Genomic DNA, 16,554 nt, shown 5'->3' on the forward strand with positions numbered 1-16,554 from the left:
TCGCGTCGGCGATCCTAGGCGGCCGCACCCCGCCCCGGCCAGGGCGTCCCGGGCACTCGGCGCCGATTCCCGTACTCTGGCCAATTCGGCCCGTCCGGCGTTGTGGAATCCCGCCGACAAATCCCATCGGGCCGGGCGAAAATTACGCCGCTTTCATCGCCGGGGCCGCGAGGGCGACGTACGCATCACGTCACGGAGACCGCAATGCGGCCCTTCTTGTCCGGGACGGCGCCTCCTCGGAGGGGGCGCTCAGGCGACGGCGGTGGGCAGCGCGGGCAGTCGCGTCCCGTACAGCCAGGCCTCGAACAGCTCGTCCACCGGGCCGTGCGCGTACCGCTCGACGTGGGCGGTGAACGTCTGGGTGCTGACCACGCCGTGCCGGTGGACCGTGGCCCACGCGCGCAGCATCCGGAAGAACGCGTCGTCGCCGAGCGCGCACCGCACGGCGTGCACGGCGAGGCCGCCGCGTTCGTAGAGCCGGTCGTCGAACATCAGCTTGCGGCCGGGGTCGGCCAGCTTGAGGTCCTGGGGCTGCGAGGCGAGCAGTCGGTGGGCGACGGCGGCGAGTTCCTGGGCGTCGCGCCCGCCCGAGCGCTCCGACCAGAGCCACTCCGCGTACTTGGCCAGGCCCTCGTTGAGCCAGATGTGCCGCCAGTCGGCGATGGTGACGCTGTTGCCGAACCACTGGTGGGCCAGCTCGTGCGCCACCAGCCGCTCGGCGCCCCGGGCGCCGTCGACGTGGTTCACGCCGAACAGCGAGAGGCCCTGCGCCTCGACGGGGACGTCCAGTTCCTCGTCGGCCACGACGACGCCGTACTCGGCGAAGGGATAGGGCCCGAACAGCTCCTCGAAGAGCGCCATCATCTGCGGCTGGCGCGCGAAGTCCCGGGAGAACTCGGCGAGGAGGTGCGCCGGGAAGTGCCCGGTCTGCGGCACCCCGCTGAGCCCGGGGTCGCCGAGGAGCGCCGTCTGGTACTTGCCGATGGACAGGCCGACCAGATAGGTGGGCGTGGGCGCGGGCTGTTCGTAGAGCCAGGTGGTGGTGGAGGCCTTGGTGGTGCGGGTGAGCAGACGGCCGCCGATCACCACCTGGTAGGCGGAGGGGGTGGTGATCGAGATCTGGTACGCGGCCTTGTCGGCGGGCCGGTCGTTGCACGGGTACCAGGACGGCGCCCCGACCGGCTGGCTCGCGACCAGCGCGCCGTCGGTCAGCTCCTCCCAGCCGAGCCCGCCCCAGGGGCTGTTGACCGGCCTGGGGTTGCCCGAGTAGTGCACGTCGACGGTGAACGCGGACCCGGCGGGCAGCGCCTTCGCCGGGCGCACCCGCAGCTTGCCGCCGCGGTGCGTGTAGTGCGCGGCGCGGCCGTCGACGCGGACGCGGCCGATGCGGAAGTCGCCGAGGTTCAGCTGGAACTCGGTCAGCTGCGCCCGGCCCGTTATGGCGCTGAGCCGGGCCGCGCCCGCGAGCCGGTTGGGTGCGGGCCGGTAGTCGAGCTCCAGCTCGTAGCGGTGCACCCGGTAGCGGGAGTCACCGTTGCCCGGGAAGTAGGGGTCCGGTGCCGTCTTCTGCTGCCCGCTCAACGCTGGTCCGCTCCCTGCCCTGTGCTCGTACGACGTGACGCGCGCGGCGTCCCGCGGCGCGGCCCGCCGCCTCAGGGGCGCCAGGCCTCGATCGGGTTGCCGAGCCAGCGGGTGTCCGCCGGTACCGACTCCCCGGCCATCACGAGGGACGCGGGGCCCAGGGTCGAGCGGGCTCCGATCTCGCTGCCGGGCAGCACGATCCCGCCCGGACCCAGGGTGGCGCCCGCACGGAGGACCACAGTATCCGTCCGCAGGATCCGATCATGGAAGAGGTGCGTCTGCAGGACGCTGCCCCGGTTCACGCCGGCAGCGGACTCCAGGGTCACGAGATCGGGCTCCGGCAGCCAGTAGCTCTCGCACCACACGCCCCGGCCGACCCGCGCGCCGAGCCCGCGCAGCCACAGGTTCATGACCGGCGTGCCGGGGACGGCGCCGCCGAGCCAGGGCACGGCGACCATCTCGACGAAGGTGTCCGCGAGTTCGTTGCGCCACACGAAGCCGCACCACAACGGGTGCTCGCCGGTGCGGTGCCTGCCGACGAGCAGCCACTTGGCCGCGATCGAGGCGAGGCAGCCGAGCACGCCCGCGGCGAGCAGGACCGCCCCGGACAGGAGCGCGGCGAGCCACAGGCCGTGGTCGGCGGCCGCGGCGAGCAGCGCGACCACAAAGATCACCAGGGCCGCGGAGCAGAACACCGGGACGATCCGGCACGCCTCGACGAGCGCGCGGGCCAGCTTGAGCCGGACGGGTGGCGCATACGTGCGGCTGTCGTCGGACCCGGCCGCCGCGCGGGGCAGCTTGACCGGCGGCAGGCCCAGGTAGGAGCTGCCCTTCTTGGCCTTCTTCGGGGTGGCCGACAGGACGCCGACCAGGCCGTCGTCGGGCACGGAGCGGCCGGGCGCGGTCATGCCGGAGTTGCCGAGGAAGGCGCGGCGGCCGATCTCGGCGCGGCCGATGCGCACCCAGCCGCCACCGAGTTCGTACGGGGCGGTCAGGGTGTCGTCGGCGAGGAACGCGCCCTCGCCGACCGTGGTCAGGCTGGGCAGCGCGAGCACGGTGGACACCTCGGCGCCGCGTCCGATGCGCATGCCGAGCAGCCGCATCCAGACGGGGGTGACGAGCCCGGCGTACAGCGGGAAGAGGGTCTGCCGGGACAGGTCCATGAGCTGGGTGACGGTCCACGCCTGCCAGCCGATGCGGCTGTGGGTGGGGCGGGTGCCCGTGTGCAGGCCGAGGCTGAGCAGGCGGACGCCGATCAGGATCAGCAGGGCGTAGGCGAGGCCGAAGGCGAGGGTGGCGGGGGCGAGGGCGAGCAGCGCGCCGCGCACGGCCTCGCCGAGGGCGGCGTCGGCGGACACGAAGGCGCGCGCGACGAACAGCGCGGGCACGGCGGCGGCGACCGGCAGGAGGCTGAGGGCGATGCCCGTCATCCCGTACATCGCGCGCCAGTGCACGGCGCGCGGCGGGCGCTCCTTGGGCCAGTCGCGCTTGGCCTTCCCGAGCTTGCCCGCGGGCGATCCGGCCCAGCGCTGGCCGGTCGGGATCTGGCCGCGCACGGCGGATCCCGGGGCGACCTCGGCGCGCTTGCCGACGCGGGCGCCGGGGAACAGGATGCTGCGGGTGCCGACCACGGCACCCGCGCCGACCTTGATCGCGCCGATCTCGAGCCGGTCGCCGTCGAGCCAGTGCCCGGACAGGTCCACCTCGGTCTCGACGGCGCAGCCGCGGCCGAGCTTGAGCAGGCCGGTGACCGGCGGCAGGGAGTGCAGGTCGACCTCGGAGCCGACCTTGGCGCCGAGCGCGCGGGCGTACCGCTCCAGCCAGGAGCCGGTCAGGGAGGTCGCGCCGCTGTACTCGGCGAGGCGCTCGGCGGTCCACAGGCGCAGGTGCACGGAGCCGCCGCGCGGATGGCTGCCGGGCTGGACGCCGCGCAGCAGCAGCCGGGCGCCGCCCGCCGCGAGGGCGAGGCGTCCGGGCGGGCTGTACAGGACGAGGACGCCGGCGGCGATCAGCCACCAGGAGGCGGAGGGGGCCCACGGGTAGGCGCCGAAGTGGTGCAGGACGTTGCCGAGCGCGGCGAGCGCGACCGTCCAGCGCAGGCCGACGAGGGTGAACAGCGGGAGCAGCAGGGCCACTTGGGCCACCTGGGTGCGCAGGGGCACGGGGGCGATCTCGCGGGCGGCGCCGTCGTCCTGTGCGGACTTCTCCAGGCGGCGGGCCAGCTTGCGCAGGACGGGCCGTTCGTAGATGTCGATGACGGCGGCGCTCGGGTAGCGGGTGCGCAGCCGGGTGGTGAGCTGGGCGGCGGCGAGGCTGCCGCCGCCGATCGCGAAGAAGTCGTCGGACGCGCTGGTCACGGGGATGCCGAGGGTCTCGCTCCACTGTTCGGCGAGCCAGGCCTCGGTGCCGTACAGCTGCTCGGCCCTGCCACCGGTGTCGAGGTCGGGCAGGGGCCAGGGCAGGGCGTTGCGGTCGACCTTGCCGGAGGTGCGGGTGGGCAGGTCGTCGACGGGGGCGAGCAACGGCACGAGGGCGGCGGGCAGTTCGGCGCGCAGCTTCTCGACGGCGGCCGCCTGGTCGAAGCCGTCCTGGGGGACGAGGTAGCCGACGAGCAGTTGGTTGCCGCCGCGTGCGGTGCGGACGGCGGCGGCCGCGCCCGCGACGCCGGGCAGGGCCTGGAGGGCGGCGTCGACCTCGCCGAGTTCGATGCGGCGGCCGCCGAGCTTGATCTGCTCGTCGGTGCGGCCGAGGAAGATCAGGCCCTCGGGGTCGGCCTTGACGAGGTCGCCGCTGCGGTAGGCGCGCCGCCAGCCCATGGACTCCAGGGGCGCGTACTTCTCGGCGTCCTTCTCCGGGTCGAGGTAGCGGGCGAGGCCCGCGCCGCCGATGACGAGCTGACCGCTCTCCCCCATCGGTACGGGCCGGTCCGCCTCGTCGACGACGACCAGTTCCCAGCCGGTGAGCGGCAGCCCGATCCGGATCGGTTCGTCGCCGGTCATCAGGGCGGCGCACGCCACGACCGTGGCCTCCGTCGGGCCGTAGGTGTTCCACACCTCGCGGCCCTCGGTGACCAGGCGCTGGGTCAGCTCGGGCGGGCAGGCCTCGCCGCCGAAGATCAGCAGGCGTACGTCGTTCAGGGTCTCGGGCTCCCACAGGGCGGCGAGCGTCGGCACGGTGGAGACCACGGTGATCTCCTGCTCGACCAGCCAGGGCCCGAGGTCGGCGCCGCTGCGCACCTGCGCGCGCGGCACGGGCACGAGGCAGGCGCCGTAGCGCCAGGCCAGCCACATCTCCTCGCAGGACGCGTCGAAGGCGACGGACAGACCTGCCATGACGCGGTCGCCGGGCCCGATGGGCTCCTCCTGGAGGAACAGGGCGGCCTCGGCGTCCACGAACGCGGCGGCGCTGCGGTTGCTGACGGCGACGCCCTTGGGCCTGCCGGTCGAGCCGGACGTGAAGATGATCCACGCGTCGTCGTCGAGGCCGGGACGTCCGGCGGGGACGTCGGCGGGCTTGTCGACGGTGAAGGCGTGCCCGGCGCCGATGACGGTCCGCACACCGGCCTCGCCGAAGACGAGGTCGGCGCGCTCGTCGGGGTCCTCGGCGTCGACCGGGACGTAGGCGGCGCCCGCGGCGATGACGGCGAGGATCGCGACGTACAGCTCGTTGGTGCCACTCGGCACGCGGACGCCGACGCGGTCGCCCCTGCCGACTCCGGCGGCGTCGAGCCCGCGCCGTAGCTGTTCCACCTCCGCGGCCAGCGTGCGGTACGTCAGCTGGCGGGTGCCGTCGTCGAGGGCGGGTTCGTCGGGGTGTGCCCGCACGGTCGCGTCGAGGATGTCGACCAGGGTGCGCGGTGCGGCGGCGCTCCCCGTGGTGAAGAAGGCCGGCTCCTCGAACTGTTCGCTGATCTCCGCTTCGAGCAGGCTGAGCTCAGCGTTCGCGCGCGTGGCTTCCATCGGGTCCCATCGTCGAAGGCCGCGGATCCCCGGGAGCTCGCCGTGCCACTCCCGGTTTGCCTGGGGTTGTCCGGTCCTGGACCAAACAACCGGCATAGCCTAATCGCTTGTCGTGAACGCGGCGCGGCGGAGTGAGCAAGGCCACCGCTCCCGGAGACACGGAAAAGGCCGCCCCCGCCTTCCGGCGAGAACGGCCTCCGACCTGTGAGACACATGGTCGGGACGACAGGATTTGAACCTGCGACCCCTTGACCCCCAGTCAAGTGCGCTACCAAGCTGCGCCACGTCCCGGTGCCCGCTGACCTGGGGTTTCCCCTGGCCGAACGCGCACCGAAACAATACCGCACTCCGGACCGTGATCGCTCACGCCTTTCCCCGCTTGACCTCAAGTCTGGTTCAGGTTGCACGCTCGTCGTTATGACGACGACAACGGAGCACACCTTCACGTACGCGGACCTCCCCCGCCTCATGGGCCTGATGACGGGCGACGAGAAGCACGGTCCCGCGGCCACGTCCACGCTGGACGCGCTGTGGGTGCTCTACGACCGCGTGCTCAGGGTCACACCCGAGCGCACGGACGATCCGGGCCGCGACCGGTTCCTGCTGTCCAAGGGGCACGGGCCGATGGCCTACTACGCCGTGCTCGCGGCCAAGGGCTTCCTGCCCGTCGACTGGCTGGAGGGCTTCGGGTCGTACGACTCCCCGCTCGGGCACCACCCGGACCGCGTCCTGGTCCCGGGCGCCGAGATCGGCAGCGGCTCCCTCGGGCACGGCCTGCCGCTCGCCGTCGGCACGACCCTCGGCCTGCGGGCCCGGGGCCTGACCGACCCGCACGTGTGGGTGCTCGTCGGGGACGCCGAGCTGGACGAGGGCAGCAACCACGAGGCCATCGCCTACGCGGGCCCGGCCGGCCTCGAACGACTGCACACCCTCGTGATCGACAACGCTTCGGCCACCTACGCCCGCCCCGGCGGCATCGCGGCCCGCTTCGAGGCCGCCGGGTGGTCCGCGGTCACCGTGGACGGCCGCGACCACGAGGCGCTGTACGCGGCGTTCACGGCGCCGCACGCGGGGCGGCCGCACGCGGTCATCGCCCGGGTGGAGCCCAAGTCGGCGTGAGCCCCTGGGGCGGCTCCACCCCGCCCCGTCTCCCCTCCCCTTCCCTCCCCCGCCCTTCTCCCTCGGCTCATCTCTTCCGGAAGGACAGTTCCCCATGGACACCATGCGTGACCGTTTCGCCCCCGTCATGACGCGGCTGCTCGACGAGGACCCGCGCGTCGCCGTCGTGCTCGCCGAGATCGGCGTGGACGGTTTCAAGGACGCGATGCGGGCTCATCCGGACCGGGTGATCAATGTCGGCATCCGGGAGCAGCTGCTCGTCGGCACCGGCGCCGGGCTCGCCCTCGCGGGGCTGCGGCCCGTCGTGCACACCTTCGCGAGCTTCCTGGTGGAACGGCCCTTCGAGCAGATCAAGCTGGACTTCGGCCACCAGGGCGTCGGCGGCGTCCTGGTCAGCGCGGCGGCGTCCTTCGACTGGCCCGAGGGCGGCTTCACGCACATGTCGCCCGGCGACGTCGCCCTCCTCGACACGCTGGACGACTGGACCGTGCATGTGCCGGGCCACCCCGACGAGGCCGAGACGCTGCTGCGGCACGCGGTCGCCGCGGGCGACGAGAAGGTGTACGTACGGCTGTCCGTGCAGGCCAACGCCGCGCCGATGCCGGTGGACGGCACGCGGTTCCTGACCGTGCGGGAGGGGCGGCGGGGCGTGGTGATCGCCGTGGGTCCGCTCCTCGATCAGGTGCTCGCCGCCACGGAGGGGATGGATGTGACGGTGCTGTACGCGACGACGGTGCGGCCGTTCGACGCGGAGGCCGTGCGGCGGGCGGTGTCGGCGGGTGCGGCTGACGTCGTGGTCGTCGAGCCGTATCTCGCCGGTACGTCGACGGCTGCCGTGAACGACGCGCTCGTGGAGGTGCCGCACCGGGTGCTCGGGCTCGGGGTGGGGCGGCGGGAGCTGCGGCGGTACGGGCGGGTGGAGGAGCATGTGCGGGCGCACGGGCTGGACGCGGGGTCGCTGCGCGGGCGGATCGGGGGGTTCTTGGGCTGAGGTTGGGGGCCCTGCGGGGCTTTCCCCAGTCCCGCCCCTTCCCGAAACCGGGGCACCGCCCCGGACCCCGTGTACCGGCGCTTCGCGCCTCGTCCTCAATCGCCGGACGGGCTGAAACCTTGCCGGTGCGGGCCAGAACCTTGCCGCACCGGCGACATATCTAGCCCCTCCGGCGTTTGAGGAGCGGGGTCTGGGGCGGAGCCCCAGTTTCGGGAAGGGGCGGGCTTGGGGAGCCCCCGGCAAGGCCCCCACCCCCCACCCGCACCAACCCCCGCACCGCAGGCACCCCCAACAACGCCCCACACACCACAAGCACCATCACCCCACCCATCAACAACACCCGCTCCGCACCGAACACGGCCGCCGCAGGCCCCGCCAACGCCTGCCCGACGGGCAACATCGCCAACGACCCCGCCACGTCGTAGGCGTGAATGCGGTTGAGAACGTCCGACGGCACCTGGGTCTGCACACTGGTGGCCCACATCACCGCCCAGAACGACGTCCCCGCCCCGGCGACCACGGCCCCCACGACCATCAACCCCACGCCGGCCTGCGCCCCGACGGACGCGGGGAACGCGGCGAAGCCGACGAGGGCGAACGCACCGGCGCGCAGCATCCGCCGGGGCCGAAGCCGCAGCGCGATCACCCCGCCGATGACGGTGCCCGCGCCGAGGGCGGAGTTGACGAGGCCGTACGCACCCGAGCCGTGCTGCTCGACGACGGTGACGGCGACCAGGGGCGTGGCAGGCCCGGTCACGGTGATCATCAGGACGCACCAGATGGCGATGACGCTCCACAGCCACGTCCGGGCCCGGAACTCCCGCCATCCGACGGCCAGGTCCTTCTTGAAGCCGAGGCTCGCCGCACGGCTGCCGGGCACGGCCGGCGGCAGCCGCAGGAGCAGCAGGCACAGGGCGCTCAGGGCGTACGTACCGGCGTGGGCGGCGAAGACGGCGGCGGGTGAGGCCAGGCCGACGAGGACGCCCGCGACGGCCGGGCCCGCGAGCTGCGCGCCGGACTCGGCGACCCTGATCACGCCGTTGGCCTTCTGCACGTCGGTGGCGAGCCGGGGCACGGTGCTGGCGACGCCGGGCTGGAAGACCGCGGCCGCGGCGCCGTTGACCGCGCCGATCAGGCAGATCTCCCACAGCACCACATGGCCGGTGAGGAAGAAGACGGCGGCGAGCGACTGGGTGACGAGGCGCACCGCGTCGGCGCCGATCATCAGGAGCCGGGTGCTGAACCGGTCGGCGAAGACGCCGCCGAAGATGACGAGGCTCGCGAAGCAGGCGGCGGTCGCGGCCATCGCGAGGCCCACCGCTCCGGCGCCGTACCCGTGCTGCAGCATCCCGGCGGCGAGGGCGACGGGCAGCATCGTGTCGCCGAGCTTGGCGATGGCCCGCGCCACGAAGAAGAGCCCGAAGTCCCGCGACCACAGCCCGCCGGGCGCATCTGGCCGTGTGCCCGCCGCAACCCCGCGTATCTCCGGTTCGTCCGACTCCCCCGAACCTCCCGACGCCACCCCTGACATACCCGACCCGCCCCTCCGCTGAGCGATGGTGCCCGCTGACCGCCGACGGCACGACGCCGGATCATGCCATGCGATCCGGCCACACTCAGCCGGATTAAGACGCCGCCCGTACGCCGCCCCCACGCCGTCCGGGCACGCACCCCCGCCGCCTCCCGAAGACCGCCCAGGTCATCCCCCTGCCGAAGCGCCCCGCGCCCCTCTACTCCCCGGCCGGAACTCCCAACTCCGGGTGGCTCTCCAGCAGTCGGGGCGGCGCCGCCTGCCGCCACGAGTCCGCGAGGATGTCGGACAGTTCCTCCTGGTCGACGGCCTTCAGGCGGACCCGGACCCAGGCGAAGCCCGCCTCGTGGTCGGCGATCCAGAACTTGTCCGGCTCGGCGAGCACCAATTCGTCGCGCTCCAGCTTCGGGCAGCGCACGGCGATGGACGTCTCCTCCTCGGGGAGCGTGACGAACATCTTCCCGGCGACGCGGAACGTCGGCATGCTCCAGGCGAGCTTCTCCGTCGTGTCGGGCAGGGCGAGCGCGGTGCGGCGTACATCATCGGCGTTGACCATGGCCAGAACCGTAGCCAAGCCGACTGACAATCGCCCGCCGACCTGGTCCTACGGGATCCGCGCGTCCAGCCACCCCGTGAGGTCCCGCTGCACCTCGTCCCGGTTCGTCTCGTTGAGGATCTCGTGCCGCGCGCCCTCGTACCCCTTCCAGGTCAGGTCCCGTACGCCCGCGTACCGGAAGTCCTCCAGGAGTTCGTACACGAGCGTCATCCCCTGGTTGCAGGGGTCCTGTGTGCCGACGGCGATGTGGACGGGCAGGTCGGCGGGGACGCGGGCGAGGTTCCGGGGGTCGTTGATCTTGCGGACGGCATGCACCCAGTCCAGCGTGAGGCCCGCCGAGAAGGCGAAGCCGCAGGCCTCGTCGGCCGCGTAGGCGTCGACCTCCGCCTCGTCGCGGGAGAGCCACTCGAAGCCGGTGCGGTGGGGGTAGGGGTCGTTGAAGGAGGCGAAGAGTTCGGCGAGGAAGGACGAGCGGGCGGCGCGGCCGCCCTGGGCGATCTCCTCGCGGAGCCGTGCGGCGGCCGTCTCGGTCTCCGCTCCGGGCAGCGAGCGGAACGTCCCGGAGAGGATCAGGCCGGTGAGCGTGTCCGGGTACTCCTGGGCGTAGTCCCGGGCGAGCAGGGAGCCCAGGCTGTGGCCGAGCAGGACGACGGGGACGTCGGGGTGCAGGGTGCGCACCTGGTCGCCGATGGCCTTGAGGTCGTCGACGATCGCCCGCCAGGCGTCGGTGCCGCTGTCGGGGTCGGCCGTGTCGGTGACGCCGTAGCCGCCGGTGGACCGCGCGGTGGCGCCGTGGCCGCGGTGGTCGGAGGCGACCACCCCGTACCCGTGCGCGACCAGGTGGCGGGCGAACCGTGCGTAGCGCAGACCGTGTTCGGCGGCGCCGTGGGCGATCTGCACGACGGCGCGGGGCCTGCTCCCTGCGGGCAGCCAGGTGTACGTGGCGACGGGCACGCCGTCCGGCGCGGTCAGCAGTCCCGCGGTGTACGTGACCGGCTCGGCGTGGTCGTGGTCCGGCATCGGAGCACTCCTCTGCTGTGCGGTGGGACACGTCTCTCCCGGCACACCCTCCCCCGCGAGGCGACCGTCAACCCCCGCGCCGCCCGCGGCCCCGCCGACCCATTGACCCTCCCCGGAAGCAGAACCTACGCTGAACAACCTTGCGGAGTAAGCGCTTTCCACGGCGATCGGCCCACCGTCCCGCGCACTCCGCCGCACCACCGCGACTCACCGCACACCCGGCTACCGGCAGCCGTCCAAGCCCAGGGAGCGCCATGAGTTCCACGCGAAGTGCCCGCCTGTCCAGACCGTTCACCGTCCTGATCGCCCTGTTCGCCCTCCTCGTCGGCCTCGGCCTGTCGTCGCCGCCGCGCGCCGAGGCCGCGGCGGCCTTCCGGGTCCTGGTCTTCTCCAAGGTCACCAACTACCCGCACGAGTCCATTCCCGCGGGCATCGAGGCGATCAAAAAGCTGGGGGCCGAGCACGGCTTCGAGGTGGAGGCCACCGACGACGCGGCGGCCTTCACCGATGCGGGCCTCGCCCGGTTCCAGGCGATCGTGTTCAACAACACCAACTCCACACCGGAGAAGGGCGACCTGCTGGACGCGGCGCAGCGTGCGGCGCTGCAGAAGTTCGTGCGCGGGGGCGGCGGCTGGGTGGGGCTGCACGCCGCGTCGGCGAGCGAGCGGGACTGGGGCTGGTACGAGGGGCTTGTCGGGGCGATCTTCGACAAGCATCCGCCGGTGCAGAAGGGCCGGGTCAAGGTCCTCGACCGGGCGCACCCGTCCACGAAGGGGCTTCCGCAGCTGTGGGAGCGCGAGGAGGAGTGGTACAACTGGCGCGCCAATCCGACCGGGAAGGTGCACACGCTCGCGCAGATCAAGGTGCGTGACGGGGTCGACGGCCTCGACGAGGGCGTGGACCACCCGTGGTCGTGGTGCCAGAACTACGACGGCGGCCGCTCCTGGTACACGGCGGGCGGGCACGCGTCCGCGGCGTTCTCGGAGCAGGCGTTCCTGCGGCACCTCCTTGGCGGCATCGAGTGGGCGGCCGGGGCGAAGGCGGGCGACTGCACGGCCACGAAGACGGGCGCGTTCCAGCGCACGCCGCTGGTCACCGAGGATCTCGCCGACCCGTTCGAGCTGGCGGTGGCGCCGGACCGGCGGGTGTTCTTCATCCAGCGCACCGGCAGGCTGAAGGTGATCGACCAGGAGACGCTGAAGGTCACGACGGCCCTCGACTTCGCGTACACGCCGGACATGACGAGCCAGTCCGACGGTCTGCTCGGGCTCGCCCTCGACCCGGACTTCGCCAGCAACCACTGGCTGTATCTGCTGCACTCGGACAAGACCGAGAAGCGCCTCAACCTGTCGCGGTTCACGGAGGCGGGCGGCAAGGTCGACCCGGACTCGGAGAAGCGGCTCCTGACCATTCCGACGCTGCGCGGCGAGGGGCGGGCGAACTCGCACATGGCGGGCTCGATCGCCTTCGACAAGAAGGGTGACCTGTACGTCGCGACGGGCGACAACACCGACCCGTTCGCGTCGGACGGCTTCACGCCGGTCGACGAGCGCGAGGGCCGCCGCGCCTGGGACGCGCAGGGCACCTCGGGCAACACGAACGACCTCCGCGGCAAGGTCCTGCGGATCACGCCGAAGGACGACGGGACGTACGGGATCCCGGAGGGCAACCTCTTCGCGCCCGGCACGGACAGGACGCGCCCCGAGGTCTACGCGATGGGCATGCGCAACCCGTTCCGGATCACCACGGACCCGGTGAGCGGCGCGCTCCTCGTCGCCGACTACGGCCCGGACGCGCGTCAGGCCGTGCCCGACCGCGGCCCCGAGGGCACGGTGGAGTTCAACCGGATCACCCAGGCCGGGAACTACGGCTGGCCGTACTGCGTGGGCGACAACACCCCCTTCAACGACTACGACTTCGCGGCCCAGAGGCCCGGCGCGAAGTTCGACTGCGGCAAGCTCGTCAACGACTCGCCGAACAACACGGGCCTGCGGGACCTGCCGGCCGCGAAGGCCGCCGACGTCTGGTACGCCTACTCCGCGTCCGCGCGCTTCCCCGAGCTGGGCACCGGGGGCGGCGGCCCGATGAGCGGTCCCGTCTACGACTACGACGCCGACAACCCGTACCGGACCAAGTTCCCCGAGTACTTCGAGGGCAAGTGGTTCACGTACGAGCTGACGCGGCAGTGGTTCAAGGCGTTCTCGGTCCAGGAGAAGGACCAGGAGTTCACCGATCCGCGGTTCCCGCCCGCCAGGGCGGGCGAGCTGCACTCGATCAACGGGATCTTCCCGGACATGAAGTGGAACCAGCCCTTCGACGCCGACTTCGGTCCGGACGGCGCGATGTACGTGATCGACTTCGGGCTCGGCAGCGGCACGGGGCGCGGCGGCAGCAACGAGGGCGCGGGCATCTACCGCATCGACTACGTGGCGGACAAGCGGCTGCCGGACGCCCGTGTGAGCGCCACTCCCGACAACGGCACGTCGCCGCTGAAGGTGGCCTTCTCCAGCGCGGGTTCGGGGCTGCCGGACGGCAAGCCGGTGACGTACGCCTGGGACTTCGACGGTGACGGGACCACCGACTCCACGGCGGCGAACCCGACCCACACGTACACGAAGAAGGGCCAGTTCACCGCGCGCCTGAAGGTCACGGGTCCGGGTGAGCTGAGCGGGCTCGCCGTGCGGGAGGTCACCGTGGGCAACACCAGGCCGACGGTGACGGTCCAACAGCCGCCGGACGGCGGCATGTTCAGCTTCGGCGACACCATCCCGTTCACGGTGAGGGTCACCGACCCCGAGGACCGGAAGATCGACTGCTCCAAGGTCGTCGTGCAGTCCCAGCTCGGCCACGACTCGCATCTGCACCCGCTGGACAACCACACCGGCTGCAAGGGCGAGATCGTCACGGACACCGGCGACAGCCACGGCCCGGGCCAGAACCTGTACTACGGCATCACCGCCCAGTACACGGACAGGGGCACCCCGGGCGTGCCCGCGCTCACCGGCTCCGACGCGCTGACGCTGCGGACCTCGCTGCGGGAGGCGGAGCACCGCACGGCCACCGGGGGCGCGCACGGCGGTGCGGAGACGGGCAGTCGGCCCGACGCGTCCGGCGGGAAGCGGCTCATCGAGATCGAGGACGGCGACTGGGTCGCCTTCGACCCGGTGCATCTGAAGGGCGTGGACTCGGTGACGGTCGGCGCGGCGTCCGGCGGGCTCGGCGGCGACGTCGAGTTCCGGGCGGGCTCGCCGACGGGCAGGCTGCTCGGCAAGGTGACGGTGCCGAACACCGGCAGCTACAGCAACTTCATCTCCCCCACCACGCAGCTCGCCCGCCACGACGGCACGACGAAGCTCTACGCCGTGTTCACCAACCCGCAGTGGGCCGAGGACAAGCCGGACCTGTTCACCGTGGACTGGCTGCACTTCAACGGCCCCGGCGTGGAGAAGAGCCCGCACGCCCGCGTGACGGTCACGGCCGCCCCGGACAGCGGCGCCCCGCCGCTCACCGTCCGCCTCACCGGCAAGCCGCAACTGCCCGCCGGACGCGAAGTCACCTCGTACCACTGGGACTTCGGGGACAACTCCAAGCCGGGCACTCCGGAAGGCCCGACCGCGGAACACGCCTACCCGCGCGCGGGCACGTACACGGCGCGGCTGACCGTCACGGACGACAAGGGCGACACGACGACCGGTTCGGTCCGGATCACCGTGCGACCGCCCGCGAAGGGAGGACGGTCATGAGCGCGACCAGACGGGCGTTTCTCGGTACGTCGCTGGGCCTCGCCGCGGCAGTCGGCACCGGACTGCCCGCGCGGGCGGCACAGGGGCGCGGGCGGCCGTGCCGCCGCATCCCGCGCGGCGGCATCGGCATGCACCTCTACACGATGCGCACCGCCCTCGCGCAGGACTTCCCGGGCACGCTGGAGCGGCTCGCCGCGATGGGCTACGCGACGGTCGGCGTCAGCGGCCGTCACGGCCGTTCGGCGACCGCCATCCGCCGGATGCTGGACGACGTCCGTCTCGACGCGGTCCTCGAACACGTCGCGTACGACGTCCTGCGCGGCCCCGGCCTCGGCCAGGCCCTCGCGGACCTGCACACGCTCGGCGCCGCCTGGCCCGTCGTGCCGAGCCTCCCGGGGGCGCTGCACTCGCCCGCCGGATTCCGGGAGGCGGCACGGGAGTTCAACCGGATCGGACAGGCGGCACGCGACGCGGGCCTGGGCCGGCTGCTCTTCCACAACCACGGCTCGGACCACGCCGTGGTCGACGGCGTGAACCTGTACGACATCCTCCTCACGGAGACCGACCCGGACCTGGTCGGCTTCGAGCTGGACGTGTACTGGGCCGTCAAGGGCAGCGCCGATCCCGGGAGTTGCTTCGTGCGCCACCCCGGCCGCTTCCCGGCACTGCACGTCAAGGACATGGCCCCGAACGGCGACTTCGCCGACGTGGGCTCGGGGACGCTGGACTTCGCGGCGATGTTCGACCACGCGCGCAGGGGCGGGGTGCGGCAGTGGCTGGTCGAGCACGACAACCCCGCGGATCCGTTCGCGACGGCGCGGAACAGCTATCGGTATCTGGCGGCGCTGCGGTACTGAGGCGCCCCGGCGGGCTCGCCTCGGCCGCCGATCTCCTTGTAGAAGAAGGCCGTCGGGCGGAGCGCTCCGGCCGGATCCGCCGCGTGGCCGGGCACGACACCCAGACGGGTCCAGCCCGCCGAGTCGTACAGGGACTCGGCGGGGCTGCCCGCCTGGGTGTCCAGGAGCAGCAGCGTCACGCCCGCGCGGGCCGCCTCCAGCTCCGCGAGGCGCAGCAACGCCCGACCGAGGCCGCGGCCCCGCGCCTCGCGGTGCACCAGGAGCTTCACCAGCTCGGCGCGGTGGCGGGCGTTGGGTTTGTCCGGGTACGCCAGGCTCACCGTGCCGGTGACGCGCCCGCCCGCGCGGACGATCCACGTGGCCGTGCGCCCGACGTCGACGTCCGCCGCCCGGTCGCGCCACCATCGGGCGGCGGCTTCCTGGTCGAGCCCGGCCAGGAAGCCCACGGACGCGCCGCCGTCCACCGCGTCGACGAGCAGCTCTCCCAACTCGTGTGCCACATCGACCAGTTGGCTGCCCGACACGCACTCAGCGCCGAGTACGGAATCCGTCGTCACGGCGCCACCACCAGCAGCGCGTAGCGCGCGGACACGGCACCCCCGCACCGGAAGCGGGTGGCGCCCCACACCCGGAACCGCAGGCAGTCACCGGTGGCGAGCGCGTGCGGCTCGCCGCCCACCGTCACCTCAAGATCGCCGTCGAGGACCCAGAGGTGCTGTTCGAGCCCGGGGACGGGCGGCCGGTCGTACGCCAGGTCGGCGCCGGGGGCGAGCGTGCCCTCGACGACTTCGCCGCGCAGGCCCGCGTGCGGCGGCGAGACGGACCGCCGTACGAAACCGGATGCCTCGTCGGCCCACACGGCCTGCTCGGCGGCGCGCACGATTTGCGCGGGCTCGGCCTCGACCTCGCTGAGGAGCTGCGACATGGTGCGGCCGTAGGCACCGCAGAGGCGGTTCAGGATCGCGGCCGTCGGGCTGATCTCGCCGCGCTCGGCCCGTGAGAGCGTCGACCTGCTGACACCGCTGCGCTCCGCCAACTCGCCGAGGGACCAGCCGTGTTCGGCCCGCAACCCGGACAGGCGGGTGGCGAGCCGGGCGTCCACGTCCGTGCCGGGGGCGGCCGCGTCGGCCACCACCCCTCCATCATCGCTTCCCATATTCGGGATGCTATCCCATATACGAGACGGCGCGTGGGCGG

The 16,554-nt window shown here is 72.9% G+C and carries 11 protein-coding genes and 1 tRNA gene; 4 read left to right on the forward strand and 8 right to left on the reverse strand.

All coding sequences use genetic code 11. The annotated features are described in order from the left end of the window. Positions 1-249 precede the first annotated feature (249 nt). From AB6L24_RS05810 to AB6L24_RS05820, 3 genes are all read right to left on the reverse strand, one after another. Positions 250-1,581, reverse strand: coding sequence for a M1 family metallopeptidase (locus AB6L24_RS05810; protein ID WP_405652821.1), 1,332 nt, complete (start codon positions 1,579-1,581; stop codon positions 250-252). Between the two features lie 71 nt (positions 1,582-1,652). Beyond that, the gene (locus AB6L24_RS05815; RefSeq protein WP_405652824.1) at positions 1,653-5,540 is read right to left on the reverse strand and encodes a Pls/PosA family non-ribosomal peptide synthetase; all 3,888 of its coding nucleotides are present in this window, start codon (positions 5,538-5,540) and stop codon (positions 1,653-1,655) included. A gap of 214 nt (positions 5,541-5,754) precedes the next feature. Next, positions 5,755-5,831: transfer RNA gene (locus AB6L24_RS05820), tRNA-Pro, on the reverse strand. 126 nt (positions 5,832-5,957) lie between these two features. On the opposite strand from AB6L24_RS05820, the gene AB6L24_RS05825 reads away from it, so the two are divergent. Both AB6L24_RS05825 and AB6L24_RS05830 read left to right on the forward strand, forming a co-directional pair. Further along, on the forward strand, positions 5,958-6,659 hold the full coding sequence (locus AB6L24_RS05825) for a transketolase (protein ID WP_405652826.1): 702 nt from the start codon (positions 5,958-5,960) through the stop codon (positions 6,657-6,659). A 94-nt stretch (positions 6,660-6,753) separates the two neighbouring features. Continuing rightward, the gene (locus AB6L24_RS05830) at positions 6,754-7,650 is read left to right on the forward strand and encodes a transketolase family protein (RefSeq protein ID WP_405652828.1); all 897 of its coding nucleotides are present in this window, start codon (positions 6,754-6,756) and stop codon (positions 7,648-7,650) included. A gap of 160 nt (positions 7,651-7,810) precedes the next feature. Here the strand turns inward: AB6L24_RS05830 and AB6L24_RS05835 are convergent, their stop codons facing one another. The 3 genes from AB6L24_RS05835 to AB6L24_RS05845 form a co-directional block, all read right to left on the reverse strand. Beyond that, the gene (locus AB6L24_RS05835; RefSeq protein WP_405652830.1) at positions 7,811-9,181 is read right to left on the reverse strand and encodes an MFS transporter; all 1,371 of its coding nucleotides are present in this window, start codon (positions 9,179-9,181) and stop codon (positions 7,811-7,813) included. A gap of 199 nt (positions 9,182-9,380) precedes the next feature. Beyond that, the gene (locus tag AB6L24_RS05840) at positions 9,381-9,737 is read right to left on the reverse strand and encodes an MmcQ/YjbR family DNA-binding protein (RefSeq protein ID WP_405652833.1); all 357 of its coding nucleotides are present in this window, start codon (positions 9,735-9,737) and stop codon (positions 9,381-9,383) included. 48 nt (positions 9,738-9,785) lie between these two features. Beyond that, positions 9,786-10,757 (reverse strand): alpha/beta fold hydrolase, encoded by a 972-nt coding sequence (locus AB6L24_RS05845; protein WP_405652836.1) that lies wholly within the window; start codon positions 10,755-10,757, stop codon positions 9,786-9,788. A gap of 254 nt (positions 10,758-11,011) precedes the next feature. Between AB6L24_RS05845 and AB6L24_RS05850 the strand changes: the two genes are divergently transcribed. Together AB6L24_RS05850 and AB6L24_RS05855 are read left to right on the forward strand one after the other, a co-directional pair. Next, a complete protein-coding gene (locus AB6L24_RS05850) occupies positions 11,012-14,500 on the forward strand; it encodes a ThuA domain-containing protein (RefSeq protein ID WP_405652839.1) in 3,489 nt (1,162 codons plus the stop codon). After that, positions 14,497-15,357: a sugar phosphate isomerase/epimerase family protein gene (locus AB6L24_RS05855; RefSeq protein WP_405652842.1), complete on the forward strand. Its 861-nt coding sequence runs from the start codon at positions 14,497-14,499 to the stop codon at positions 15,355-15,357. The genes AB6L24_RS05850 and AB6L24_RS05855 overlap by 4 nt, the downstream gene beginning before the upstream one ends. On the opposite strand, the gene AB6L24_RS05860 is transcribed toward AB6L24_RS05855, so the two are convergent. Both AB6L24_RS05860 and AB6L24_RS05865 read right to left on the reverse strand, forming a co-directional pair. Next, on the reverse strand, positions 15,327-15,914 hold the full coding sequence (locus AB6L24_RS05860; protein ID WP_405652845.1) for a GNAT family N-acetyltransferase: 588 nt from the start codon (positions 15,912-15,914) through the stop codon (positions 15,327-15,329). The genes AB6L24_RS05855 and AB6L24_RS05860 overlap by 31 nt on opposite strands. After that, positions 15,911-16,513: a helix-turn-helix domain-containing protein gene (locus tag AB6L24_RS05865; protein WP_405652847.1), complete on the reverse strand. Its 603-nt coding sequence runs from the start codon at positions 16,511-16,513 to the stop codon at positions 15,911-15,913. Before AB6L24_RS05865 ends, AB6L24_RS05860 begins: the two co-directional genes overlap by 4 nt. Positions 16,514-16,554: the final 41 nt, after the last annotated feature.

Origin of the sequence: Streptomyces sp. RK9, assembly GCF_045070545.1 — a bacterium.
GTDB classification, from domain to species: domain Bacteria; phylum Actinomycetota; class Actinomycetes; order Streptomycetales; family Streptomycetaceae; genus Streptomyces; species Streptomyces alboflavus.

What these genes read in the sequence shown, in the direction of transcription:
- AB6L24_RS05815 (WP_405652824.1), bottom strand. Translation starts at nt 5,540, where the DNA reads ATGGAAGCCACGCGCGCGAACGCTGAGCTCAGCCTGCTCGAAGCGGAG.
- AB6L24_RS05825 (WP_405652826.1), top strand. Translation starts at nt 5,958, where the DNA reads ATGACGACGACAACGGAGCACACCTTCACGTACGCGGACCTCCCCCGC.
- AB6L24_RS05830 (WP_405652828.1), top strand. Translation starts at nt 6,754, where the DNA reads ATGGACACCATGCGTGACCGTTTCGCCCCCGTCATGACGCGGCTGCTC.
- AB6L24_RS05835 (WP_405652830.1), bottom strand. Translation starts at nt 9,181, where the DNA reads ATGTCAGGGGTGGCGTCGGGAGGTTCGGGGGAGTCGGACGAACCGGAG.
- AB6L24_RS05840 (WP_405652833.1), bottom strand. Translation starts at nt 9,737, where the DNA reads ATGGTCAACGCCGATGATGTACGCCGCACCGCGCTCGCCCTGCCCGAC.
- AB6L24_RS05845 (WP_405652836.1), bottom strand. Translation starts at nt 10,757, where the DNA reads ATGCCGGACCACGACCACGCCGAGCCGGTCACGTACACCGCGGGACTG.
- AB6L24_RS05850 (WP_405652839.1), top strand. Translation starts at nt 11,012, where the DNA reads ATGAGTTCCACGCGAAGTGCCCGCCTGTCCAGACCGTTCACCGTCCTG.
- AB6L24_RS05855 (WP_405652842.1), top strand. Translation starts at nt 14,497, where the DNA reads ATGAGCGCGACCAGACGGGCGTTTCTCGGTACGTCGCTGGGCCTCGCC.
- AB6L24_RS05865 (WP_405652847.1), bottom strand. Translation starts at nt 16,513, where the DNA reads ATGGGAAGCGATGATGGAGGGGTGGTGGCCGACGCGGCCGCCCCCGGC.